Origin of the sequence: Streptomyces sp. DG2A-72 (assembly GCF_030499575.1) — a bacterium.
Taxonomy (GTDB): Bacteria; Actinomycetota; Actinomycetes; order Streptomycetales; family Streptomycetaceae; genus Streptomyces.
Map to the genome: position 1 here is coordinate 2,622,063 of NZ_JASTLC010000001.1, position 19,811 is coordinate 2,641,873.

17 protein-coding genes and 3 pseudogenes are annotated in these 19,811 nt (G+C 70.6%); 6 read left to right on the top strand and 14 right to left on the bottom strand.

What is annotated here, in order from left to right:
- Positions 1–60: 60 nt before the first annotated feature.
- Positions 61–816, bottom strand: a complete 756-nt coding sequence (locus QQY66_RS12555) for a 1-acyl-sn-glycerol-3-phosphate acyltransferase (protein ID WP_301979291.1) — start codon at positions 814–816, stop codon at positions 61–63.
- Positions 817–973: 157 nt separating this feature from the next.
- On the opposite strand from QQY66_RS12555, the gene QQY66_RS12560 reads away from it, so the two are divergent.
- Complete coding sequence (locus QQY66_RS12560; RefSeq protein WP_301979292.1) at positions 974–1,753, top strand: carboxylesterase; 780 nt, start codon at positions 974–976, stop codon at positions 1,751–1,753.
- A complete protein-coding gene (locus QQY66_RS12565; RefSeq protein ID WP_301979293.1) occupies positions 1,746–2,357 on the top strand; it encodes a hypothetical protein in 612 nt (203 codons plus the stop codon). The genes QQY66_RS12560 and QQY66_RS12565 overlap by 8 nt, the downstream gene beginning before the upstream one ends.
- Before the next feature lie 15 nt (positions 2,358–2,372).
- On the opposite strand, the gene QQY66_RS12570 is transcribed toward QQY66_RS12565, so the two are convergent.
- The 6 genes from QQY66_RS12570 to QQY66_RS12595 form a co-directional block, all read right to left on the bottom strand.
- Positions 2,373–3,119, bottom strand: a complete 747-nt coding sequence (locus QQY66_RS12570; RefSeq protein WP_301979294.1) for an endonuclease/exonuclease/phosphatase family protein — start codon at positions 3,117–3,119, stop codon at positions 2,373–2,375.
- A 138-nt stretch (positions 3,120–3,257) separates the two neighbouring features.
- Positions 3,258–4,211 (bottom strand): ROK family glucokinase, encoded by a 954-nt coding sequence (locus tag QQY66_RS12575; RefSeq protein ID WP_301979295.1) that lies wholly within the window; start codon positions 4,209–4,211, stop codon positions 3,258–3,260.
- A 55-nt stretch (positions 4,212–4,266) separates the two neighbouring features.
- The gene (locus tag QQY66_RS12580; RefSeq protein WP_301979299.1) at positions 4,267–4,800 is read right to left on the bottom strand and encodes a DUF5304 domain-containing protein; all 534 of its coding nucleotides are present in this window, start codon (positions 4,798–4,800) and stop codon (positions 4,267–4,269) included.
- Positions 4,801–4,859: 59 nt separating this feature from the next.
- On the bottom strand, positions 4,860–6,038 hold the full coding sequence (locus tag QQY66_RS12585; RefSeq protein WP_301979301.1) for an ArsA family ATPase: 1,179 nt from the start codon (positions 6,036–6,038) through the stop codon (positions 4,860–4,862).
- Between the two features lie 205 nt (positions 6,039–6,243).
- Positions 6,244–6,690 carry an SRPBCC family protein gene (locus QQY66_RS12590; RefSeq protein WP_301979303.1) on the bottom strand — a complete coding sequence of 149 codons (447 nt, stop codon included), beginning with the start codon at positions 6,688–6,690 and terminating at the stop codon, positions 6,244–6,246.
- 129 nt (positions 6,691–6,819) lie between these two features.
- Positions 6,820–7,617: a metallophosphoesterase gene (locus QQY66_RS12595; RefSeq protein WP_301979305.1), complete on the bottom strand. Its 798-nt coding sequence runs from the start codon at positions 7,615–7,617 to the stop codon at positions 6,820–6,822.
- A gap of 288 nt (positions 7,618–7,905) precedes the next feature.
- Here QQY66_RS12595 and QQY66_RS12600 point away from each other — a divergent pair, with 288 nt between their 5' ends.
- Positions 7,906–9,702, top strand: a complete 1,797-nt coding sequence (locus tag QQY66_RS12600; protein ID WP_301979307.1) for a long-chain fatty acid--CoA ligase — start codon at positions 7,906–7,908, stop codon at positions 9,700–9,702.
- 16 nt (positions 9,703–9,718) lie between these two features.
- Here the strand turns inward: QQY66_RS12600 and QQY66_RS12605 are convergent, their stop codons facing one another.
- Both QQY66_RS12605 and QQY66_RS12610 read right to left on the bottom strand, forming a co-directional pair.
- Complete coding sequence (locus QQY66_RS12605; protein WP_301979309.1) at positions 9,719–11,299, bottom strand: GMC oxidoreductase; 1,581 nt, start codon at positions 11,297–11,299, stop codon at positions 9,719–9,721.
- A gap of 170 nt (positions 11,300–11,469) precedes the next feature.
- A complete protein-coding gene (locus QQY66_RS12610; protein ID WP_301979311.1) occupies positions 11,470–12,612 on the bottom strand; it encodes a glycosyltransferase family 4 protein in 1,143 nt (380 codons plus the stop codon).
- Between the two features lie 113 nt (positions 12,613–12,725).
- On the opposite strand from QQY66_RS12610, the gene QQY66_RS12615 reads away from it, so the two are divergent.
- The gene (locus QQY66_RS12615; RefSeq protein ID WP_301979313.1) at positions 12,726–13,961 is read left to right on the top strand and encodes a glycosyltransferase 87 family protein; all 1,236 of its coding nucleotides are present in this window, start codon (positions 12,726–12,728) and stop codon (positions 13,959–13,961) included.
- Positions 13,962–13,988: 27 nt separating this feature from the next.
- Here QQY66_RS12615 and QQY66_RS12620 read toward each other — a convergent pair.
- Positions 13,989–14,090: pseudogene (locus tag QQY66_RS12620) on the bottom strand (RNA polymerase subunit sigma-24); the annotation flags it as partial.
- A gap of 128 nt (positions 14,091–14,218) precedes the next feature.
- Positions 14,219–14,539: pseudogene (locus QQY66_RS12625) on the bottom strand (sigma factor); the annotation flags it as partial.
- A 35-nt stretch (positions 14,540–14,574) separates the two neighbouring features.
- On the opposite strand from QQY66_RS12625, the pseudogene QQY66_RS12630 reads away from it, so the two are divergent.
- Positions 14,575–14,871 (top strand): annotated as a pseudogene (locus tag QQY66_RS12630) (carboxymuconolactone decarboxylase family protein); the annotation flags it as partial.
- 43 nt (positions 14,872–14,914) lie between these two features.
- Complete coding sequence (locus QQY66_RS12635) at positions 14,915–16,006, top strand: ABC transporter substrate-binding protein (RefSeq protein ID WP_301979314.1); 1,092 nt, start codon at positions 14,915–14,917, stop codon at positions 16,004–16,006.
- 47 nt (positions 16,007–16,053) lie between these two features.
- On the opposite strand, the gene QQY66_RS12640 is transcribed toward QQY66_RS12635, so the two are convergent.
- The 3 genes from QQY66_RS12640 to QQY66_RS12650 form a co-directional block, all read right to left on the bottom strand.
- Positions 16,054–17,211 (bottom strand): hypothetical protein, encoded by a 1,158-nt coding sequence (locus tag QQY66_RS12640; RefSeq protein WP_301979315.1) that lies wholly within the window; start codon positions 17,209–17,211, stop codon positions 16,054–16,056.
- Positions 17,212–17,370: 159 nt separating this feature from the next.
- On the bottom strand, positions 17,371–18,381 hold the full coding sequence (locus tag QQY66_RS12645; RefSeq protein ID WP_301979316.1) for a C40 family peptidase: 1,011 nt from the start codon (positions 18,379–18,381) through the stop codon (positions 17,371–17,373).
- Positions 18,382–18,608: 227 nt separating this feature from the next.
- Entirely contained in the window at positions 18,609–19,643 is a 1,035-nt protein-coding gene (locus tag QQY66_RS12650) for an NlpC/P60 family protein (RefSeq protein ID WP_301987283.1), read from the bottom strand.
- Positions 19,644–19,811 lie beyond the last annotated feature (168 nt).

Genomic DNA, 19,811 nt, shown 5'->3' on the forward strand with positions numbered 1-19,811 from the left:
TCGGTGTCGAGAGCCCGACCGTGCTCACTTGGCCCCCCCCCAGGTCCCAGGCTGCCCTGTCTAGGACTTCTCCTTCTCGGCCTGTTCCTTCTCGGCCTGCGCGAGTGCGGCCTTGGCCGCCTTCTCCGCTTCCTTCTCGGCCTTGACCGCCTCGGCGATCTGCCGCTTGGCGGCGGTCGCGTAGATGTCGACGTACTCCTGGCCGGAGAGCTTCATGATCTCGTACATGACCTCGTCGGTCACCGCGCGCAGTACGAAGCGGTCGTGCTCCATGCCGTTGTACCGGCTGAAGTCCAGCGGCTTGCCGATGCGGATGCCCGGGCGCATCAGCTTCGGCATCACCTTCCCCGGCGGCTGGATCTTCTCCGTGTCGATCATGGCGACCGGGATGACCGGCGCGCCGGACGCGAGCGCCACGCGCGCGAGGCCGCCGGGCTTGCCCCGGTAGAGGCGGCCGTCGGGCGAGCGCGTGCCCTCCGGGTAGATGCCGAACAGCTCACCGCGCTCCAGCACGTCGATGCCGCTCTTGATGGCGGCCTCGCCGGCGCCGCGCGCACCGGAGCGGTCGACCGGGAGCTGGCCGACGCCCTTGAAGAAGGCGGCGGTCATCCGGCCCTTGAGTCCGGGGGTGGTGAAGTACTCGGCCTTCGCGATGAAGGTGACCTTGCGGTCGAGGACCGCGGGCAGGAAGAACGAGTCCGAGAACGACAGGTGGTTGCTCGCCAGGATCGCGGGGCCCTCGGCGGGTACGTTCTCCAGGCCTTCCACCCAGGGCCTGAAGGCGAGCTTCAGCGGCCCCCCGATGGATACCTTCATCGCGCCGTACAACAACCGAGTGCCTCCTGTGTCCGTCGATCAGACCTTAACCCGGCGCACTGTCAATGGACCCGACGACCCTGGTCGGTGTCAGTGCGGTCGCGTACGGTGAAGCACACCGCCTTTCTCATGAACGCTCATCGACAGGAGACCCAAGGTGCCGCTCCTCCCTGGAGCCGAGCCGTTCCGCCACGAGGGCGGGGAGGTCGGCGTCCTCCTCTGCCACGGCTTCACCGGCTCGCCGCAGTCGCTGCGTCCCTGGGCGGGGTATCTCGCCGAGCGCGGCCTGACCGTCTCGTTGCCGCTGCTGCCCGGGCACGGCACTCGCTGGGAGGACATGCAGCTCACCGGCTGGCAGGACTGGTACGCGGAGGTGGACCGCGAGCTGCGCGCCCTGCGCGAGCGGTGCACGCAGGTGTTCGTCGCGGGCCTGTCCATGGGCGGCGCGCTGGCGCTGCGGCTGGCCGCCAAGCACGGGGACGCGATCAGCGGCGTCGTGGTCGTCAACCCGGCCAACAAGGTGCACGGCCTCACGGCGTACGCCCTTCCGGTGGCCCGCCATCTCGTCCGTACGACGAAGGGGATCGCCAGCGACATCGCCCTGCCCGGCAGCGCGGAGGTCGGGTACGACAAGGTGCCGCTGCACGCCGCGCACTCCCTGCGCCGGTTCTTCCGGCTGCTCGACGGCGAACTGCCGCAGGTCACCCAGCCGATGCTGCTCCTGCGCAGCCCTCAGGACCATGTCGTGCCGCCCGCCGACTCCGCGCGGATCCTCAGCCGGATCTCGTCGACGGACGTCCGGGAGATCCTGCTGGAACAGAGCTACCACGTGGCGACGTTGGACCACGATGCGGACCGGATCTTCGCGGAGAGCTTCGCGTTCATCGGCCGGCTCGCACCCAGTCTCGGCAAGGAAGGGACGGCCGCAGGTGGCTGAGCACGACTCCGACCGCGAGGACCGCGAGCCGGACGAGCAGGGTGTGCCCTTCGACGAGGCCGCCGCCTGGGAGGCGATCGTCGCGGGGTACGGCGAGGAGCCCAAGGACCCGCCGGGTGCCAAGCCGTTCAAGTCCGTCGAGGACCTGGCGCTGCTGGAGCCGGAGACCAACGACGAGAGCGCCGAGGAGACCAAGGACTCCACGAAGGGCTCCAAGGACAAGGACAAGGACGGTGAGGAGGAGGCGGCGAAACCTGCCGAGCCGCTCGGCAGCTCCGTCTCCTTCGCGCCCGGCGTCGGCCCCCGGGACTACACCGCGCCCGAGCCGTCCGAGGACGACTTCGCGGAGGACGACGAGGGCCACTTCGTACCGCCCGAGCCGCCGCCGCTGCCCGCCGCCGACGCCACCGCCAAGTTCGCCTGGCTCGGTGTGATCGGCGGGCCGCTCCTGCTGCTGCTCGCGGTTCTCCTCAGTTGGGAGATGACCTGGTGGCTCACCACGCTCGGCATCGGCGGCTTCGTGGGCGGCTTCGCCACGTTGGTGATGCGGATGCGGACGGATGACGAGGACGACGACGATCCGGGGCGGGGAGCGGTCGTCTAGCTCACCCGGGTTCTTCTAGTTCGCCGGGATTCTGAGGGCGGCCAGGACCGGGAGGTGGTCCGTGGCCGCCCTCAGGTCTGCGTCGGTGATCCCTGGGTGGCCGAGTGGCACCCCGCAGCCGAGCACCTCGATGCCCTTCGTAGCGAAGATCGCGTCGATACGGCGGTGGGGTGCGTCGCGGGTCCAGGTGTGCTCGGCGCCCCAGGGAGCGGTGGCCCAGCAGTCCTGGAGGGTGTGCGCGATCCGGGCGAAGGCACGGCCTCCTGGACGCTCGTTGAGGTCACCACCCGCGATCGCGTGGTCCACGCCCAGGCCGGCGAGGCGGTCGAGGAGCATGCCGCCCTGGTCGTACCGCTCGTCCTTCTGGAGGCTGAGATGGCAGCTGAGGACGCCGACGCGGACGCCGCCGAAGCGGACGACGGCGGTGGCGAAGCCGCGGCGGTGCTGGCCGGGGGTGAGCGGGAGGAGGACGTCCTCGGTCCGCTCGACGGTGGCACGGAGGTCGCAGAGAATCGCGGGTCCGGCTGCGCTCGCTCCGCCGGTGAGGATGACGAGGTTCGCTGCGCGGGCCAGGCGGGCGAGTTTCTTGCGCCAGCGGAAGAAGCGGGGGGCTTCTTGGATCAGGACCAGGTCGGGGGCGCAGGCGGTGATCACGCGGGCCAGGGCTTGGGGGTCGTCGCGCATCGAGCGGATGTTGTAGCTCAGGACGCGGACGAGGGCGGAACCGTCCGGCTCGGTACGGGAGTTGGGCAGCAGCTCCATGTGGATCAATTTACGCCCAATAGCTCGGGGCGCGAGGCTTGTGGGCGACTGCCGGTTCGTTGTGGCTGGTCGCGCCCACGCGGCGGAGCCGCATGTTGATACAGCCCCGCGCCCCTGAGGGCGTCACCGACCGCCCTCTTACATGATCGGGTCCGGCTCCCTCGCCAGGTCGGCAGCGCCCACCAGCCCGGCCTTGTTGCCCAGCTGCGCCGCGATCACATCCGCCACCGGGCGCCAGTTGCCGCCGACCAGCCAGCGCTTGTAGGACTTGCGGATGGGGTCGAGGACGAGTTCGCCCTCGTCGGAGAGGCCGCCGCCGACGATGAAGGCGGAGGGGTCGAAGAGGGAGGCGAGGTCGGCGAGGCCGGCGCCGGCCCAGCGGGCGAGTTCGCGGTAGGAGTCGACGGCGACGGGGTCGCCCTGGCGGGCGGCCATGGAGATGTGCTTGCCCTCGATGCCGTCGGGGGTGCCGTCGCCCATGCCCAGCAGGAGCTCGGCGTTCTCGGGGGTGGCGTTGGCGCGCTGCTTGGCGTATCTCACCAGGGCGCGGCCGGAGGCGTACTGCTCCCAGCAGCCCTGTGAGCCGCAGCCGCAGAGCAGGCCGTCCGGGACCATGCGGATGTGGCCGAACTCGGCGGCGACGCCGAAGTGGCCGCGGCGCAGCTTGTTGCCGATGATGATGCCGCCGCCGAGGCCGGTGCCGAGCGTGATGCAGATGACGTTGCGGTGGCCCTTGCCGGCGCCGAACTTGTACTCGCCCCATGCGGCGGCGTTGGCGTCGTTCTCCACGACCACGGGGAGGCCGACGCGGGCCTCGACCTTCTCCTTCAGCGGCTCCTGGCGCCAGTCGATGTTGGGCGCGAAGTAGACCGTGGAGCGCTGGCGGTTGACGTAACCGGCGGCACCGATACCCACGCCGACGATCTCGTGCCCGGCACGTGCGCCCTCCACGGCGGAGGCGATGGCGTCCACGATGCCCTCGGGCGTGCCCGGGGTCGGCACCTTGTGGGTCGAGAGGATGTTGCCTTCCTCGTCGACCACGCCGGCCGCGATCTTCGTGCCGCCGATGTCGACGCCGATGGTGAGTCCCATGAATCCCTCAGTTTCGGTCGAGCCCCGCTACGGCCAACCGTACCCGAGGGGGGCGTCAGTCCAAGTCGATGCGCTGGCCGGGGCCGGTGCCCTCGCCGGGGTCGTCGGGGTCGTCCCGGTCGGGGGACTCGTTCAGTTCGTCCATGCGGCCGGTCCAGCGTTGCTCCTGGGCCTGGACGGCGGAGCGGTAGGCGGCGAGGAGTTCGTTGCCTGCGGCCGCGAGGTGGTCGAAGACGTCCGGGTTGCGCTCGATCACGGGCTCCACGGCGGCCTTGGCCTGCTGGACGACCTGGCGCACCATCTGCTCGGCGGCGGGTCCGGCGACCGCACCGAACAGCGGGGACTGCAGACCGGACAGCTTGTCCGCGACGGTGTCGACGAGCTTGCGCAGTTCCTCGGCGGCCGAGCCCGGCGGCGGGCCGTAGGCGGAGCGGCGGCGGGCCTTCTCCGCCGCGAGATCCTCGGCACACGCTGTCGCCCAGGCGTCGGCGTCGGCCGCGCGTACCTCGTCGACGGCTTCCCGCTCGGCGGTCTCGTTCTTCTCGAGCTTCTCCTGAGCGGGGTCGGACGCGGGGCGCTCTTCGCTCATGGCGGACTCTCCTGACTACGGTTCGTCTCTACGACGTTACCCGAACGGGCGTACCGGTTTCACCGTGTCCGGGGCCATAGATCGGGGTCCGGCACGCATCGGATGCGCAGCTCGCCGTCGCGCAGGGCGGCGCCGTCGACGGTGCAGCGGCGCAGGGCGGACGGCAGCGGGACGATACGCCGGAACCGCCCTGCCGTGACGACGAGTTCGTCGCCGCGCCGGACGAGGTCCAGGTCGTCCCGCTGGGCGCCGGGCAGCGGGATGTGCCAGACGAGGACCCGGCTGCCGCCGTCGTCGGCGAGCCGGTCGGTGACCGGCCACTCGACGGTGGAGGGGCGTGTGTTGACGCCGGGGACGGTGAGGGCTGTGAGGTCGTCGGTACCGCGCGGGTCCCGTCCCAGGTGGGCGACGACCTGGATCTCGTACGCCCCCTCCCACTCCTCCAGTGCCTTGCGCTGCTGGGCGACGGGACCGGCGAGCCAGCTGTCGGCGGCGGTGTCGGGCAGGACGCGGTTGGCGACGAGGACGTCGGGGCGCAGGCCGCGCAGGGCGAGGGCGAGGGTGGCGGTGCGTACGGCGTCTGCGCCGCTCGGGCCGGGCTCCGCGACCAGTCGTACGACGGTGTTCCGGTCGGCGATGACGGCCTCGACGGCGGCCAGCTCGGTGTCCCAGCGGGCGGCGGTCTCGTACAGCCACTCCGCGGGCAGGGGGACCCCGGCGAGCCGCCCCAGCACGGGGCGCAGGGCGCGGGCCGCCTGCCGTTCGGGCGGGAGGAGGCGGCGCAGGTAGCGGCGGAGCTCCTCGGGCAGGGAGAGGAGGGCCAGGGCGTCGGGGATGGCCGGGAGGTCTACGACGAGCAGTTCGTGCGCCTCCGCGAGCGCGGCGTCCCGTAGCGCGCGGAGCAGCGTGAGCTCTTCCGCGCCGGGGAGCGGGGTGACTTCCTCCGGGTCCAGCCGTGAGGCGCCGAGCAGGTCGAAGGCTGCGGTCGCGCGTTCCTGGAAGGCGGCGAGGTCGTCCCGGAACGCGCCGGCGGCGTCCGGTCGCCAGGCGGTCAGGTGCGGGGCGACGCGGTTCGGGGCCGGACCGACGCTCGCCCCCAGGGCGGCCCCGAGCGTGTCCGTCCGATCGCCGCTCAGCACCAGCGTCTCGACGCCGTCGCGGGCGGCGGCGAGTGCGGTGGCGGCGGCGACGGTCGTACGGCCGCTGCCGCCCGGGCCGGTGATCAGGATGGTGCGCATGGGTTTGAACCGTAACGGACGTGACGCTCAGCCCTCGTATCAAGGTGCCCGGCGCTGGTGCTCAGGGGTCGGCCGCGCAGCCCGGCGCTGACGGGTTGCCGCCCGCGGCTACGCAGGCCGACGGGGCTGCAACCCCCTGAGGGGCGCGGGGAACTGCGCGACCAGCCCCCACTCACCCGCAGCCCGCGTCCTACGGATGAACCCCCTACTCCACCGGCCCCGACTCCACCCGCTTCTTCAGTCCCGCCAGCGCTCGGTCCGTGATGACCTTTTCGGCCTTGCGCTTGATCATGCCGAGCATGGGGATCTTGACGTCGACGGTCAGCCGGTAGGTGACCTCGGTCGAACCGGCGCCGGCCGGCTTGAGGATGTAGGAGCCGTCGAGGGACCGCAGCATCTGGGACTTCACCAGCGTCCACGACACCTCGTGCTCACCGGTCCAGGTGTACGCCAGCGTCTGGTCGTCCTTGATCGCCCCGGCGTCCATGACCAGACGGACCTCCTCGGCCCGCCCCTTCCCGTCCGTCCGGAGGACCTCCGCCTCCTTCACCTCGCCGGTCCAGTCCGGGTAGCGGGCGAAGTCGGCGATCACCCCCATGACGTCGGCCGGTGCCGCCTCGATCGTGATGCTCGAGCTGGTGTGTTCCGCCATCGCCGTGGCTCCTCCAGATGCGGGCCGGTAGATCGTCCAGATCTCATGCGCACTATGTGTGCAGCGTGAAGGCTACCGCGCGCCCGATCTGCCGACTTCACCCCCATGGCCCGCCTTGCCGGAAAGCACTCACCACTCCAGCGCCCACGGCTTCCCCGTCCCCGCGAAGTGCCCGACGTTCACGCACTCCGTGGCCCCGAGCCGCATCCGGCGGACGAGGGGTTGGTGGACGTGGCCGAAGAGGGCATAGCGCGGCCTGGTCCGGCGGATCGCCGCCAGCAGCGCCCGGCTGCCCCGCTCGAAACGTCGCGCCACGGTGTCGTAGACCAGTTCGGGGACCTCCGGAGGGATGTGCGTGCAGAGCACGTCCACCTCCCCCACCGCCTCGATCTTCGCCGCGTATTCCTCGTCGCTGATCTCGTACGGCGTGCGCATGGGCGTGCGGAGTCCGCCGCCGACGAAGCCGAAGACCCGGCCGCCGATCTCCACCCGCTCCCCGTCGAGGACGGTCGTGCCCGGCCCGGCGTACTCGGCCCACAAGGGCGGCATGTCGACATTGCCGTACGTCGCATACGTCGGCGTCGGGAACGCGGCGAACATCTCGGCGTACTGCTTGCGCACCGCCTTCTCGATCGCGGCGGCGCGGTCCCCGCCGATGCCCGCCCACAGGCTCGCCCCGAACTGCCGTGCCTCCTCGAAGCGCCGGGCGGTGCGCAGCTCGACGATACGGTCGGCGTTCTCGACGCCGAACAGGTCGGGGAAGATGCCGCGCGAGTGGTCGGCGTAGTCGAGGAACAGCACCAGGTCGCCCAGGCAGATCAGGGCATCCGCAGCGTCACCGGCTCTGGCCAGGTCGCGGGCGTTACCGTGCACGTCACTGACCACATGAATGCGTGTCCTGCGGTTACCCGGTCGTGAGGGTGCCATGGCGATCAAGGGTAGGCCTGTGCGATGTCCGTGAACAGTGCAGGCTGGACCTGCGGTTGCTGGCACGGCCTCAAAACCGTGAACTACTGTGCAAGAAGGAACACCAATCTGTGTGACGCAGCGAACATCTCGCCGGGACCCCCTGTCGAAGAAGCCATACCGGCGGGTAACGTCCGGGCAGTCCACTAGTACTCAGGGTTTCAATCATTGAGTACCTGCCCGAGCCTTGGACCGCACCGTCGCAGCACACAACGTCGTGGCGCCGGCGCCCTATGAGGAGCAGCAGTCTTGCGCGAGTTCAGCCTTCCGGCTCTGTACGAAGTCCCTGCGGACGGCAATCTCACCGACATCGTCCGTAGAAACGCCGCGCAGCATCCCGATGTCGCCGTGATCGCCCGCAAGGTGGGCGGTGCGTGGCAGGACGTGACGGCCACCGCGTTCCTGGCGGAGGTGCACGCGGCCGCCAAGGGCCTGATCGCGTCCGGTGTGCTGCCGGGTGACCGGGTCGGCCTGATGTCCCGTACCCGCTACGAATGGACGCTGCTCGACTTCGCGATCTGGTGTGCGGGCGCGGTCACCGTGCCGGTGTACGAGACCAGCTCGCCGGAGCAGATGCAGTGGATCCTCGGTGACTCGGGCGCCACGGCCTGCGTCGTGGAGATGGACAGCCACGCGGCAGCCGTCGAGTCGGTGCGCGACCGGCTGCCCGCCCTGAAGCACGTCTGGCAGATCGAGGCCGGCGGGGTCGAGGAGCTGGGCCGGCTCGGGCAGGACGTGTCCGACGAGACGGTCGAGGAGCGCAGTTCGCTGGCGAAGGCCGACGACCCGGCGACCATCGTCTACACGTCCGGGACCACCGGCCGCCCCAAGGGCTGTGTGCTCACCCATCGCAGCTTCTTCGCGGAGTGCGGGAACATCGTGGAGCGCCTGCGTCCGCTGTTCCGCACCGGCGAGTGCTCGGTGCTGCTGTTCCTGCCGCTCGCGCATGTCTTCGGACGGCTCGTGCAGGTCGCGCCCATGATGGCGCCGATCAAGCTGGGCAACGTTCCCGACATCAAGAACCTCACCGACGAGCTGGCCGCGTTCCGGCCGACGCTCATCCTGGGCGTGCCGCGCGTCTTCGAGAAGGTCTACAACAGCGCACGCGCCAAGGCCCAGGCGGACGGCAAGGGCAAGATCTTCGACAAGGCCGCGGACACCGCGATCGCGTACAGCAAGGCGCTGGACACCCCGTCGGGCCCGTCGATCGGCCTGAAGATCAAGCACAAGACCTTCGACAAGCTGGTCTACAGCAAGCTGCGGGCCGTGCTGGGCGGCAAGGGCGAGTACGCCATCTCCGGCGGCGCCCCGCTGGGCGAACGGCTCGGGCACTTCTTCCGCGGCATCGGCTTCACGGTCCTGGAGGGCTACGGCCTGACCGAGTCCTGCGCCGCGACCGCCTTCAACCCCTGGGACCGGCAGAAGATCGGCACGGTCGGGCAGCCGCTGCCGGGCTCCGTGGTGCGGATCGCGGACGACGGTGAGGTGCTGCTGCACGGGGAGCACCTGTTCAAGGAGTACTGGAACAACCCGGGCGCGACCGAGGAGGCGCTGGCCGACGGCTGGTTCCACACCGGGGACATCGGCACCCTCGACGAGGACGGCTACCTCCGGATCACCGGCCGCAAGAAGGAGATCATCGTCACCGCGGGCGGCAAGAACGTCGCCCCGGCCGTGATCGAGGACCGGATCCGTGCGCATGCGCTGGTCGGGGAATGCATGGTGGTCGGTGACGCGCGGCCGTTCGTCGGCGCGCTGATCACCATCGACGAGGAGTTCCTGGGCCGCTGGGCGGCCGAGCACGGCAAGCCGGAGGGCTCCACCGCGGCGTCGCTGCGTCAGGACCCGGATCTGCTCGCGGAGATCCAGAGCGCTGTCGACGACGGCAACGCCGCGGTGTCGAAGGCGGAATTGGTGCGGAAGTTCCGCATTCTGTCCTCCCAGTTCACCGAGGATTCGGGCCACCTGACGCCGTCCCTGAAGCTCAAGCGCAATGTGGTGGCGAAGGACTACGCGGACGAGATCGAGGCCATCTACCAGAAGTAGACCGGCACTTGGGATCTTATGGCGCGGCGTCCTCGGCGAGGACCCGCGCCATCGTCCGTTCGGCGAGCGCCGTGATCGTCACGAACGGGTTCACCCCGATCGACCCGGGCACGAGCGAGCCGTCGGTGACGTACAGCTTCGAATACCCCTTCACCCGGCCGTAGTTGTCGGTCGCCTTCCCCAACACGCAGCCGCCCAGCGGGTGGTAGGTGAAGTCGTCGGCGAAGACCTTGTTGCCGGAGCCGAACAGGTCGTAGCGGTAGATCGTCGCGTTCGCCGAGTTGATCCGGTCGAAGAGCTTCTTGGCCATGCCGACCGAGACCGCGCTCTGGCCGGCGGTCCAGCCGAGCTTCACCGAGCCGTTCGAGTACGAGAACGACGCGCGCTCGGGGTTCTTGGTGATCGCCAGATAGAGACTGACCCAGTGCTCCAGTCCCGTCGGCAGCGGAGCGATCTCGGCGAAGACGGGGTTCGAGGCATTGGCCCAGTCGTCGATGCCCATGACCGGCATGGTCGACTGGTGGGCGCCGACCGTGTCCCACAGGTGGTTGGCCCGGCCGAGCATCACATTGCCGTTGGTCCCCCAGCCGGTGCCGACGGTCGCGTTCAGCGCGGGCAGGGTGCCCGACTCCCGTGCGCGGACGAGGAGTTCGGTGGTGCCGAGGCTGCCGCCGCCGAGGAAGAGGTACGTGCAGCCGTACTCCTTGGTCCCGACGACAGTGCCGGTGTCGTCGATCCGGTCGGCGGTGAGCAGGTACGAGCCGTCGGTGTCCCGCCGTATCCCCCTCACCCTCTCCAGCGTGTGGATGGTGACGTTGCCGGTGCCGAGGGCCGAGGCGAGGTAGGTCTTGTCGAGGCTGCGCTTGCCGTGGTTGTTGCCGTAGATGACCTCGCCCGCGAGCGCAGACCTGGTCGCCGTGCCGGCCGCCTCGCGCCGCATGTGGCCGAAGTCGTAGACGTTCGGCACGAAGGTGGTCTTCAGGCCCGTGTTCTGGGCGTGCTTGCGGGAGATCCGGGTGAACCGGTACCACTCGGTCGACTCGAACCAGGCCGGATCGACGGTGTTGACGCCGAGCATGGAACGGGCGCGCGGGAAGTACGTGCCGTACATCTCGGCGGTGTCGACGGTCGGGAACTGCTCGGCGAAGTACGACCGGAGCGGGGTGACCGCCATGCCGCCGTTGACCAGCGAGCCGCCGCCCACGCCCCGGCCGACGTACACGGACATGGCGTCGTATCGGACGCGGTCCAGGACTCCCGGGTAGGGGCTGATGTCCTTGTTGACGACGTCCAGCCAGAGGAACGTCGACAGTGGTGCCTCGGTGCGGGTGCGGAACCACATGGACCGCTGGTCGGGGGCGCTGGTGGAGCAGAAGACCTTGCCGTCGGAGCCGGTGGTGTTCCACAGCCTGCCCATCTCCAGGACGAGGGTGCGGATGCCGGCCTGGCCGAGGCGGAGGGCGGCGACGGCGCCGCCGTAGCCCGAGCCGATGACTATCGCCGGTGCGGATTCGACTGCGTCGGGCTCGGCGGATCGGGCGGATTGGAGGCCGATGCGGGTGAAACCCAGGGCGGCTGCGGTCTGTAGTGCCGCCATTCCGAGAATTTGACGTCTTGTCAGCTGATGCTGCGTCAGTTTTACTGTCATGTGCGCAGCATGTGCGGATTTTTGGGTTCCGCCTAGTGGGGTGCGGCTTATTCGTTGTGGGCGGGTGCGGGTTCGTTGTGGCTTGTCGCGCAGTTCCCCGCGCCCCTTAGGGCGTTGTACTACAGCAGCGTCTTCAGCTTCTCCGCCAGTAGGTCCCAGCGCCACTTCTCCTCGACCCATTCCCTGCCCCGTTCGCCCATCCTGCGGCGCAGCTCGGCGTCGCCCAGGAGTGCGGTGATGCGGTCGGCGGACTCCTCGACGGAGCCTCCGCGGACTACCCAGCCCGTTTCGCCGTCCAGTACCGCGTCCGGTGCGCCGCCCGAGTCGCCGGCGACCACTGGGAGGCCGGTTGCGGAAGCCTCCAGGTAGACGATGCCGAGGCCCTCGACATCGAGGCCGCGGCGTCGGGTCCGGCAGGGCATGGCGAAGACGTCGCCGGCGCCGTAGTGGGCGGGCAGTTCGGACCAGGGGACGGAGCCGGTGAAGCGTACGGAGTCGGTGACGCGGGTCTCGGCGGCCAGCTTGCGCAGTTCGTTCTCGTACGGGCCGCCGCCGACGATGAGCAGTACGGCCTCCGGCTCCTTGGCCAGGATTCTGGGCATGGCGAGGATCAGCGTGTCCTGGCCCTTGCGCGGGACCAGGCGGGAGACGCAGACGATCACCGGGCGGTCGGTCAGGCCGAGGCGGGCGCGGATCGCGTCGCCTCCCGACTCGGGGTGGAAGGTCTTCTCGTCGACGCCGGGCGGCAGCTGCACCATCCGGGAGGCGGCGTCCCGTGTCAGTGCGGAAGCGATCCTTGAGCGCGTGTACTCGCCGAGGTAGGTGATCGTGTCGGTGGACTCGCCGATCCGGCGAAGCAGCTGACGCGCGGCGGGCAGCTGGGCCCACCCGGCCTCGTGGCCGTGCGTGGTCGCCACCAGCCGTTCGGCGCCGGCCGCCCGCAGCGCCGGTGCCATCAGGCCGAGCGGTGCCGCCGCCCCGAACCACACCGACGTGCACCCGTGCCCCCGCAGCAGCCCGGCCGCACGCCGGGTGACCTGCGGCGTCGGCAGGAGCATCGTCGTACGATCGCGTACGACGGTGAAGGGCTGCTCGGCGTCGAAGGCGGCGGTGGCCTCGATGCCCTCGCGGCTGCGCTTCCAGGTGGACGCGTAGACGACGAGCCGCTCCGGGTCGAGCCGTAGCGCCATGTTGTGCAGGAACGCCTGGATGCCGCCGGGCCGGGGCGGGAAGTCGTTCGTGACGATCAGGGTCTTGTCCATCGGGGCCGACCCTACCGGGCGCCTCCGAGTGGCGGTGCTTCATGGCTCGCGCACAGCCGGGTAGGGGATCATGGCCCTGCCAGGACCGGACATGTACGAGAACAGGGGCTCAGGTGGACAGTGCGGGCGCGAGGCGGTCGCTGGTATGGCTGCTCGGTACCTGGGGCCTGACCCGGCTGGTGCTGTTGTTGTACGTGTTCAAGGTGTTCGTCTTCCCGGGACCGGACGTCACCAGCGATGTGTCGGTCATCTACCAGGGCTGGTTCGAGGTGCTGCGCACCGGCACCTTCCCGTTCGGCGACGTCACCTGGCAGTACCCGCCCGCCGCGGCCCTCGCGATCCTCTCCCCCGCGCTGCTGTTCTTCCTGGACTACGCCAGCGCCTTCTTCGTCCTCGCCTTCCTCGCCGACCTGGCCGTCCTCAGCCTGCTGCTGTACGCGGGACTGCGCCCCGGCCGGTCGCTGCGGGGCGCCTGGGTGTGGGGGGCGGGCGTCCCGCTGCTCGGACCGACCGTGTACGCGCGGTACGACGTGATGGTCACGGCCGTGGCGGTGGCCGCGCTGCTCGCCGGGGCCCGGCATCCGCGGGCGATGGGCGCGCTGGTGGGGTTCGGCGCGATGCTCAAGGTGTGGCCGGTGCTGCTGCTGGTCGGCGCGGTGAGGCGGCGGGCCTGGGCGGCGGCCGGGGTGACGGTCCTGGCGCTGGCCGCGCTCTTCGCCGCCGCGATGCCCGGCGCCTTCGCCTTCCTGACCTTCCAGCGGGACCGCGGCACCGAGGTCGAGTCGCTGGGCTCCCTGGTGTTCCATGTGGCCCGGCAGTTCGGCTGGAGCGGGGAGGTGCTGCTCAACTACGGCTCGGTCGAATTCCTCGGGCCGTATGTGAGCGTCGTGAGCACCGCCGCCCTGGCCCTGACCGGGCTCGCCTTCGGCTGGCTGCTGCTGTGGCGGCTGCTGGCCGGGCGGTTCGTGACGCACACCCTCGCCGACGCCGCGTTCGTGGCGGTGCTGATGTTCACGACGACGAGCCGGGTGATCAGCCCCCAGTACATGGTGTGGCTGGTCGGCCTGGCAGCCGTCTGTCTCTGCTTCCGCGCCAGTCCGATGCGGGTGCCCGCGGGGCTGGTCCTGGCGGCGTCCTTCGTGACGGTGCTGGAGTTCCCGGTCTTCTTCGCGCATGTCGTGGCGAGCGACTCCCTCGGCGTGACCCTGCTGTTCGTCCGCAACGGCCTGCTGGTGCTCGCCACCGTCATCGCGGCCCGGGAGCTGTGGCGGTCGTCCGTGTCGGGTGCCGAAGCGCTGCCCCTGCCCGCTCAGGCCACCCGCACCAAGGAGACCTCGGTCCCCTCCTGACCGAGGAGCAGCAGACAGGGCCTGCGCTCAGCGGCGCAAGGTGGTCTCCCGCTCCAGATGCGACAGCTTCTCGGGGTTGCGCACGGCGTAGAGCCCGGTGATGAGGCCGTCGTCGATCAGCAGGACGACGTCGGCGCGAGGATGTCTAAGCGGGTCGGGCGAAGTCGGCAGCGCCCCGAAGGGGCGCGGGGAACTGCGCGACCAGCCGCGACGGCGCCGCAGCGGACCGACAACACCTCGCGGCACTTCCAGCGGAGCGCTCGGCGGCGGAGGCGACCCCGCGCGGCCGGGCTCTTGGCGACGGCCTCGGCGATCTCGTCGTATCCGAGGTCGAACACCTCGCGCAGCACGAACACCGCCCTCCCCCACTGCCTCAAGGGCGTGGGAGGTGCCCCCAGGTCGGCGCGAGGGTCTCCAGCACCAGCAGCGCCCTGATCGACGCCCGCCCACCGCAACCAGGTCTCCCGCAGGACGTCCTCGGCGTCGGCGGCCGAGCCAAGCATCTCGTAGGCGACGGTGAACAGCAGGTTGCGGTGGGTGACGAATGCCTGGGTCACGCTGTCCATGCGGTCGTTCATCTCCGCCTCCTGCCCGTTCGCTCCCGGCGGGCACGGCAGCACCCGGGGAAACCGCGCTCCGGCTCCACCTGGTCGCCGCCTGGCGGCACAGCACCGTGTTCACCGAGGCCGAGCGGGCCGCGCTGGCGCTCGCCGAGGAGGGCACCCGGCTCGGCGATCACGGCGTGTCCGACGAGACCTGGGCCGAGGTGCGCAGGCACTACGACGACGACCAGGTCGGTGCGCTGGTCTGCCTGGTCTCCTTGATCAATGCGGCCACCCGGATGAACGTGATCGTGCACAATCCGGGGGGCTCGTACGAGCCCGGCATGTTCGCCGGCACGTCGAGCTGACCGGAGGACCGCAACCGCATCATCACAGGGGAGACGCCCACGCATGAATACGCCACGGACCGACGGGGCATCCGTCCGGATCGGCGCGCTCGTTCCGCTGACCCGGCCCGGCTGGGCCGAGGCGGGCCGGCACCTGCTCGCCGGACTCGAACTGGCCGTGTCCGAAGTCAATGAGGCCGGCGGGATCGACGGAAGACCGCTGGAGCTGGTGGTCCGGGACACCGCGGCCGATCCGCAGCGGGCCGCGGCAGCCGTGGATGAACTGGCCCGCCTGGGCGTGGCCGCGGTGGCGGGCGAGTATCACAGCGTCGTCGCCCGCGCCGCTGCCGCCCGGGCCGACGCCCTCGGTCTGCCGTTCCTCTGCTCGTCGGCGGTTCTCGACGCGCTCATCCAGCAGCCGACACAATGGGTCGCGCGTCTCTCCCCGCCGCAGTCCCGTGGCTGGCAGCTGTACGCGGACTTCCTCCTCGGCGCGGGCCACAGCCGCATCGCCGTGGCAGCCCAGCCGAGTCTCTACTGGGCTGCTGGGACCCGCGTTCTGCGGGACCACCTCGCTTCACGCGGCGGCACCCTCGTCGAACTCGACATGAGCGCGCTCACCCCCACGGCCGTGTGCGACGAACTCGTCGGCCACCGCGCGACAGCTCTCCTCCTTCTGGTCGGCCACCCGGAACCGGCCGTTTCGATCGTCCAGTCCGTCCGTGGCGACCAGCGCCTCGCCGGGATACTGATCGGTGCTCCGGCCGGGCAGCCGGAGTTCGCCGAGTGGGCGGCGCTGCTGGGCGACGACGGCGCCGCGGTCCCGTTCCTGCGCTACCTGCCCGAGCGCCTCACCCCACTCGGTGCACGGGTCGAGACGGCCCTGCGCGAGCGGCTGGCCGAAGCGCCCTCGTTCGTCGCCTTCGAGGGCTACGACACGATCGCCGTCCTCGCCGATGTGCTGCGTTCTCACGGCACCGACCGGGCACGCACCGCCGCATCCTGGCCGAGCGTCGCAGTCGACGGCACCCGCGGGAAGATCCAGTTCTCCCGCACGCCGGGCATCAGCGTCTGGCAATGGGCTTCGACGCCGATCCAAGTCGTCGACCGGGATCCGGCGGAACCCGGTCGCTTCCGTGTCCTTCACACCGGCTGAACCCGTGCGGGACGAGCTTGCCGACGGCGACCCGGTCGAGCCCGGCGTCAGCCGAACTGGGCCCGCAGATACTCCCGCCACTGCTCGGTGAACTCCGCCGGCGTCGTCCCGAGCACCTTCTTCATCGCGTCCTCGACGGCGCCCGCCCGCTCCGGGTGGGCGCCGACGGCGCGATAGAACTCGCCGAGCCGCACCTCGCCCCAGCGGTCCGCGATCAGCCGGCAGGCGATCCAGCCGCTCTCGTAGGCGCGCGCGAGCCGGGCCGCGTCGCCGGAGAAGCCGAAGTCCGCGTCCTCGGGCAGCGCGTCCGGCGCCTCCCCCGCGGTCACCGCGCGCTCCAGCTCGGGCGCGGCCTCGGCCGGTGTACGCCCGGAACCCCGGTAGCCGACCCAGTCGGCGTACCCCTCGGACAGCCAGAGCGGAGTCGCGGGGCTGGTGTGGGTGCGGGTGGCGACATGGGTGGTCTCGTGGGTGAGCACGACCTGCTTGCCGGTGTCGCCGAGGACGCTGTACGCGTCGGGGTTGACGATCACCCGGTCCGCGGGCGCCGTCGCCGGGGCGCCGGTCTCGCCGGTGGTGACCGCGGCGATCCCCCGGTACGAGGAGGCGGGCGAGCCCAGCAGCCGCGCCATGCCCTCCAGGGAGTTCGGTACGAGCACGACGACGTGCCGGGACCAGTCCGTGCCCCACGCCTCCGACACCGCGGGCACCGCCCGGTCCGCGAGCCCCGCGAACTCGCTCAGCCGCTCCCGCGACTGCCCGACCCCCATCACCAGGCTCCGCTCACCCTGGACGACGCTCACCGCGCCCTGGTCCCACAGCTGCTCGGCGGACTTCTTCTCCGGCCGCTCCGCGTCGACGTACCACTCCCCCTCGTGGTCCAGGCTGAGGGTGAGCGTGCGGCCGACGGTGATGGGCGCCTTGTCGTAACCGTCGACGCGGTAGCGCAGCTCGGCCTCGGCGGTCGCCGTGCCGCCCGAGTCCTGCACGCTCGTGACCCGGTACGACCAATCGGAGAGGGGCACTTCCCGCAGATTGGCGAACCAGCCCGGCGCCCCCGTACGCAGGAAGGCCGCCTGGTCCCGGCCGAGTATCGCCGTCGCCCGGATGTCGAGGACCCGCTGCACCTCGTCCTCGACGCTCTCGGCCGCCGGTCCGCCCCCGCACGACACCAGGGCGACGAGCAGCAGACAGAGCGCCACCACTCCGCGTCCTGACGCCCTCCCTCGAAGCGGCCCCGGGGAAGTGGAGGTGCGTTCCCGCGTCGTTCGGTGCGTGCCTGCACTTCCCCGGGGTTGCTTAGCCACGACTCCGATCGTACGGGGGCTGTCGAGTACGGGTCAGGCCCCGGTGGACGACTCCTGTCAGACCCGGGTGACCGAGTTGACGGGCATCATCCCGACCGGGTCGTAGCGCACGGGTGCGCCGGGGTACGGCGCGTGGATCACCTGGCCGTTGCCCATGTACATCCCGATGTGGGACGCGTCGTGGTAGGTGACCAGGTCGCCGGGCTGGGCCTCGGACAGCGGGACCCGCGTGCCCGATCCGGCCTGGGCCTGCGAGGTGCGCGGCAGGGCGACTCCGGCCTGCGCGTACGACCACTGCATCAGGCCCGAGCAGTCGAAACCGGTGGGGCCGTTGGCGCCCCAGACGTACGGCCTGCCCACCGCGGACATGGCGGCGGCGACGGCGGCTGCCGCGCGGCCCGAGGGCGGGACGGCGCCGCCGAGGTCGGGCAGGTCGTGGCGGCCGGAGCGGGAGGCGCGGTCGTAGGCGGCGCGCTCGGCGTCCGGCAGCGAGTTGAGCAGTTGCCGTGCCTTGGCCAGCTTGCGTTCGACGGTCTTCTTGTGCGCGGCGACGGCCTTGCGGCTCTTCTCCAGCTCGGCGAGTTTCCGGGTCGCCTCCGCGCGCTCCCGGCCGAGGGCGCGCATCGCGTCCTGGAGGTCCTTCAGCTCGCCCGCCTGGTGAGCGGTGATCCGGTCGAGGACGGACGCCTTGTCGAGGTAGTCCTCCGGGTCGTCGGAGAACAGCAGGGCGAGGGAGGGATCGATGCCGCCGGAGCGGTACTGCGCGCCGGCCAGCGAACCGAGCGCCTCCCGCATGGTGTTGATGCTCTCCTGCTGCCGGGCGATCCGGTCCTGGGCACCGGTGACCTGCCTGCGCAGCTTGTCGGCTCGCTCGTCGGCCTTGTTGTAGGCCTCGGTGGCCTTCTCGGCCTCCCCGTAGAGGCGGTCCACCTCGGCACGGGTGTCGTCGTACGGCGTGGCTTCCGCCGGAATCACGCCCAGGGCCGCGACGGCGGCGGACAGCACACAGACCGCGGCACTGGCGCCACGGTCGAATCCGGTCGGTGCAAGGCGACGATGAGACCCCACAGGAAGCCGCATTCCTTCCGCTGGCGGACAAGGACCTTCCCCGGCAGGGGGAAGCGCGGCAGACAGTAGCCCCGTGGTGGGGTGACGGCCAAAGACCTTCGCGGGCACACAAAGTGACGCCCCGCCTCAGACGCAGGTCATGGGCGGGGCGCGGGGTCAGGCGCGGTGGTGGTGATTCGCCCGAACGGGCGGCACGGTGTCCTGATCTTGATCGGCCGGAAGAGGGCTCAGATCCGGACGCCGAACTGGAACGGCATGTTGTTGATCGACTCGTAGCGCACGACCGAGCCGGTGCGGGGGGCGTGCAGCACCTGGCCGTTGCCCGCGTAGAAGGCGACGTGGTGCAGGTCGCCGTAGAAGATGACCAGGTCGCCGACCTTGAGGTCGCTCTGCGAGTAGATGCGCGTGCCGGCGTTCGCCTGGGCCTGCGAGGTCCGGGGTATGGAGACGCCGGCCTGGGCGAAGGCCCAGGAGGTCAGGCCGGAGCAGTCGAAGGAGGACGGACCGGAGGCGCCGTAGACGTAGGGCGAGCCGATCTTGGACTGGGCGGCCTGGAAGGCGGCCATGGCCCGGCCGGAGGCGGGGGCGGTGTTGCCGAGGTCGACCCGCTCGGTGGCGGAGCGGCTGGCGCGGGCGTCCGCGGCGGCGAGGGCGGCCTTCTCGGCGGCCGTCAGGGAGTTGAGCAGCTTCTGCGCCTCGGCGAGCTTGCCCTGGACTTCCTTCTTCTTGCTGCCCAACTCCGTGCGGGTGGCGGCGAGGTCCTTGAGCTTGTCGGACGCCTCGGCGCGGTCCTGGGCGAGTTCGCGCTGCTTGTCCTGGATCTTCTTCAGCTGCTCGACCTGCTGGGCGCTGAGCTGGTCGGCGGTGGACGCCTTGTCCAGGTAGTCGTCCGGGTTCGACGACAGGAAGAGCTGGAGGGAGGAGTCTATGGAGCCGGTGCGGTACTGGGCGGCGGCCGCCAGACCCATGGAGTCACGCAGCTCGTTGAGGTCTTCCTGACCGCGGGCCACGTTGTCCTGGATGGTGGAGATCTCCTTCTGGAGCGTCTCCTGCTTCTCCTTGGCCCCGTTGTACTTCTCGGTGGCCTGCTCCGCCTCTTCGTAGAGCTTGTCGACCTTGGCCTTGACCTCGTCCTTGCTCGGCTTCTCGCTCGGCGCGGCGTTGGCGGCCTGCGAGCTCAGGGCTACGGCGGCAGCGGCCGCGGTGGTCAGCACGGTCACACGCGTGCGACTGGCCTGCTTGGGTCGACGATGGGACGCCACGGAGGCGAACTCCTTCTTGAGAGTGATCACCCGCTCGGAGGTTCGAAGCCAGACCCTAGTGACCCAGCTGTGATCAGTTCAAATCCTGAGGCGAAAAATCCCGGTTACGGACCGCATTCTTTACCCGCAAGTCACATGCAGTGATGCGCGATTGACACTACGTTGCGT

Excerpts from the sequence above, each read along its gene's own strand:
- QQY66_RS12555 (WP_301979291.1), bottom strand. The coding sequence starts at position 816 with ATGAAGGTATCCATCGGGGGGCCGCTGAAGCTCGCCTTCAGGCCCTGG.
- QQY66_RS12570 (WP_301979294.1), bottom strand. The coding sequence starts at position 3,119 with ATGGAGCTGCTGCCCAACTCCCGTACCGAGCCGGACGGTTCCGCCCTC.
- QQY66_RS12575 (WP_301979295.1), bottom strand. The coding sequence starts at position 4,211 with ATGGGACTCACCATCGGCGTCGACATCGGCGGCACGAAGATCGCGGCC.
- QQY66_RS12580 (WP_301979299.1), bottom strand. The coding sequence starts at position 4,800 with ATGAGCGAAGAGCGCCCCGCGTCCGACCCCGCTCAGGAGAAGCTCGAG.
- QQY66_RS12585 (WP_301979301.1), bottom strand. The coding sequence starts at position 6,038 with ATGCGCACCATCCTGATCACCGGCCCGGGCGGCAGCGGCCGTACGACC.
- QQY66_RS12590 (WP_301979303.1), bottom strand. The coding sequence starts at position 6,690 with ATGGCGGAACACACCAGCTCGAGCATCACGATCGAGGCGGCACCGGCC.
- QQY66_RS12595 (WP_301979305.1), bottom strand. The coding sequence starts at position 7,617 with ATGGCACCCTCACGACCGGGTAACCGCAGGACACGCATTCATGTGGTC.
- QQY66_RS12605 (WP_301979309.1), bottom strand. The coding sequence starts at position 11,299 with ATGGCGGCACTACAGACCGCAGCCGCCCTGGGTTTCACCCGCATCGGC.
- QQY66_RS12610 (WP_301979311.1), bottom strand. The coding sequence starts at position 12,612 with ATGGACAAGACCCTGATCGTCACGAACGACTTCCCGCCCCGGCCCGGC.
- QQY66_RS12635 (WP_301979314.1), top strand. The coding sequence starts at position 14,915 with ATGAATACGCCACGGACCGACGGGGCATCCGTCCGGATCGGCGCGCTC.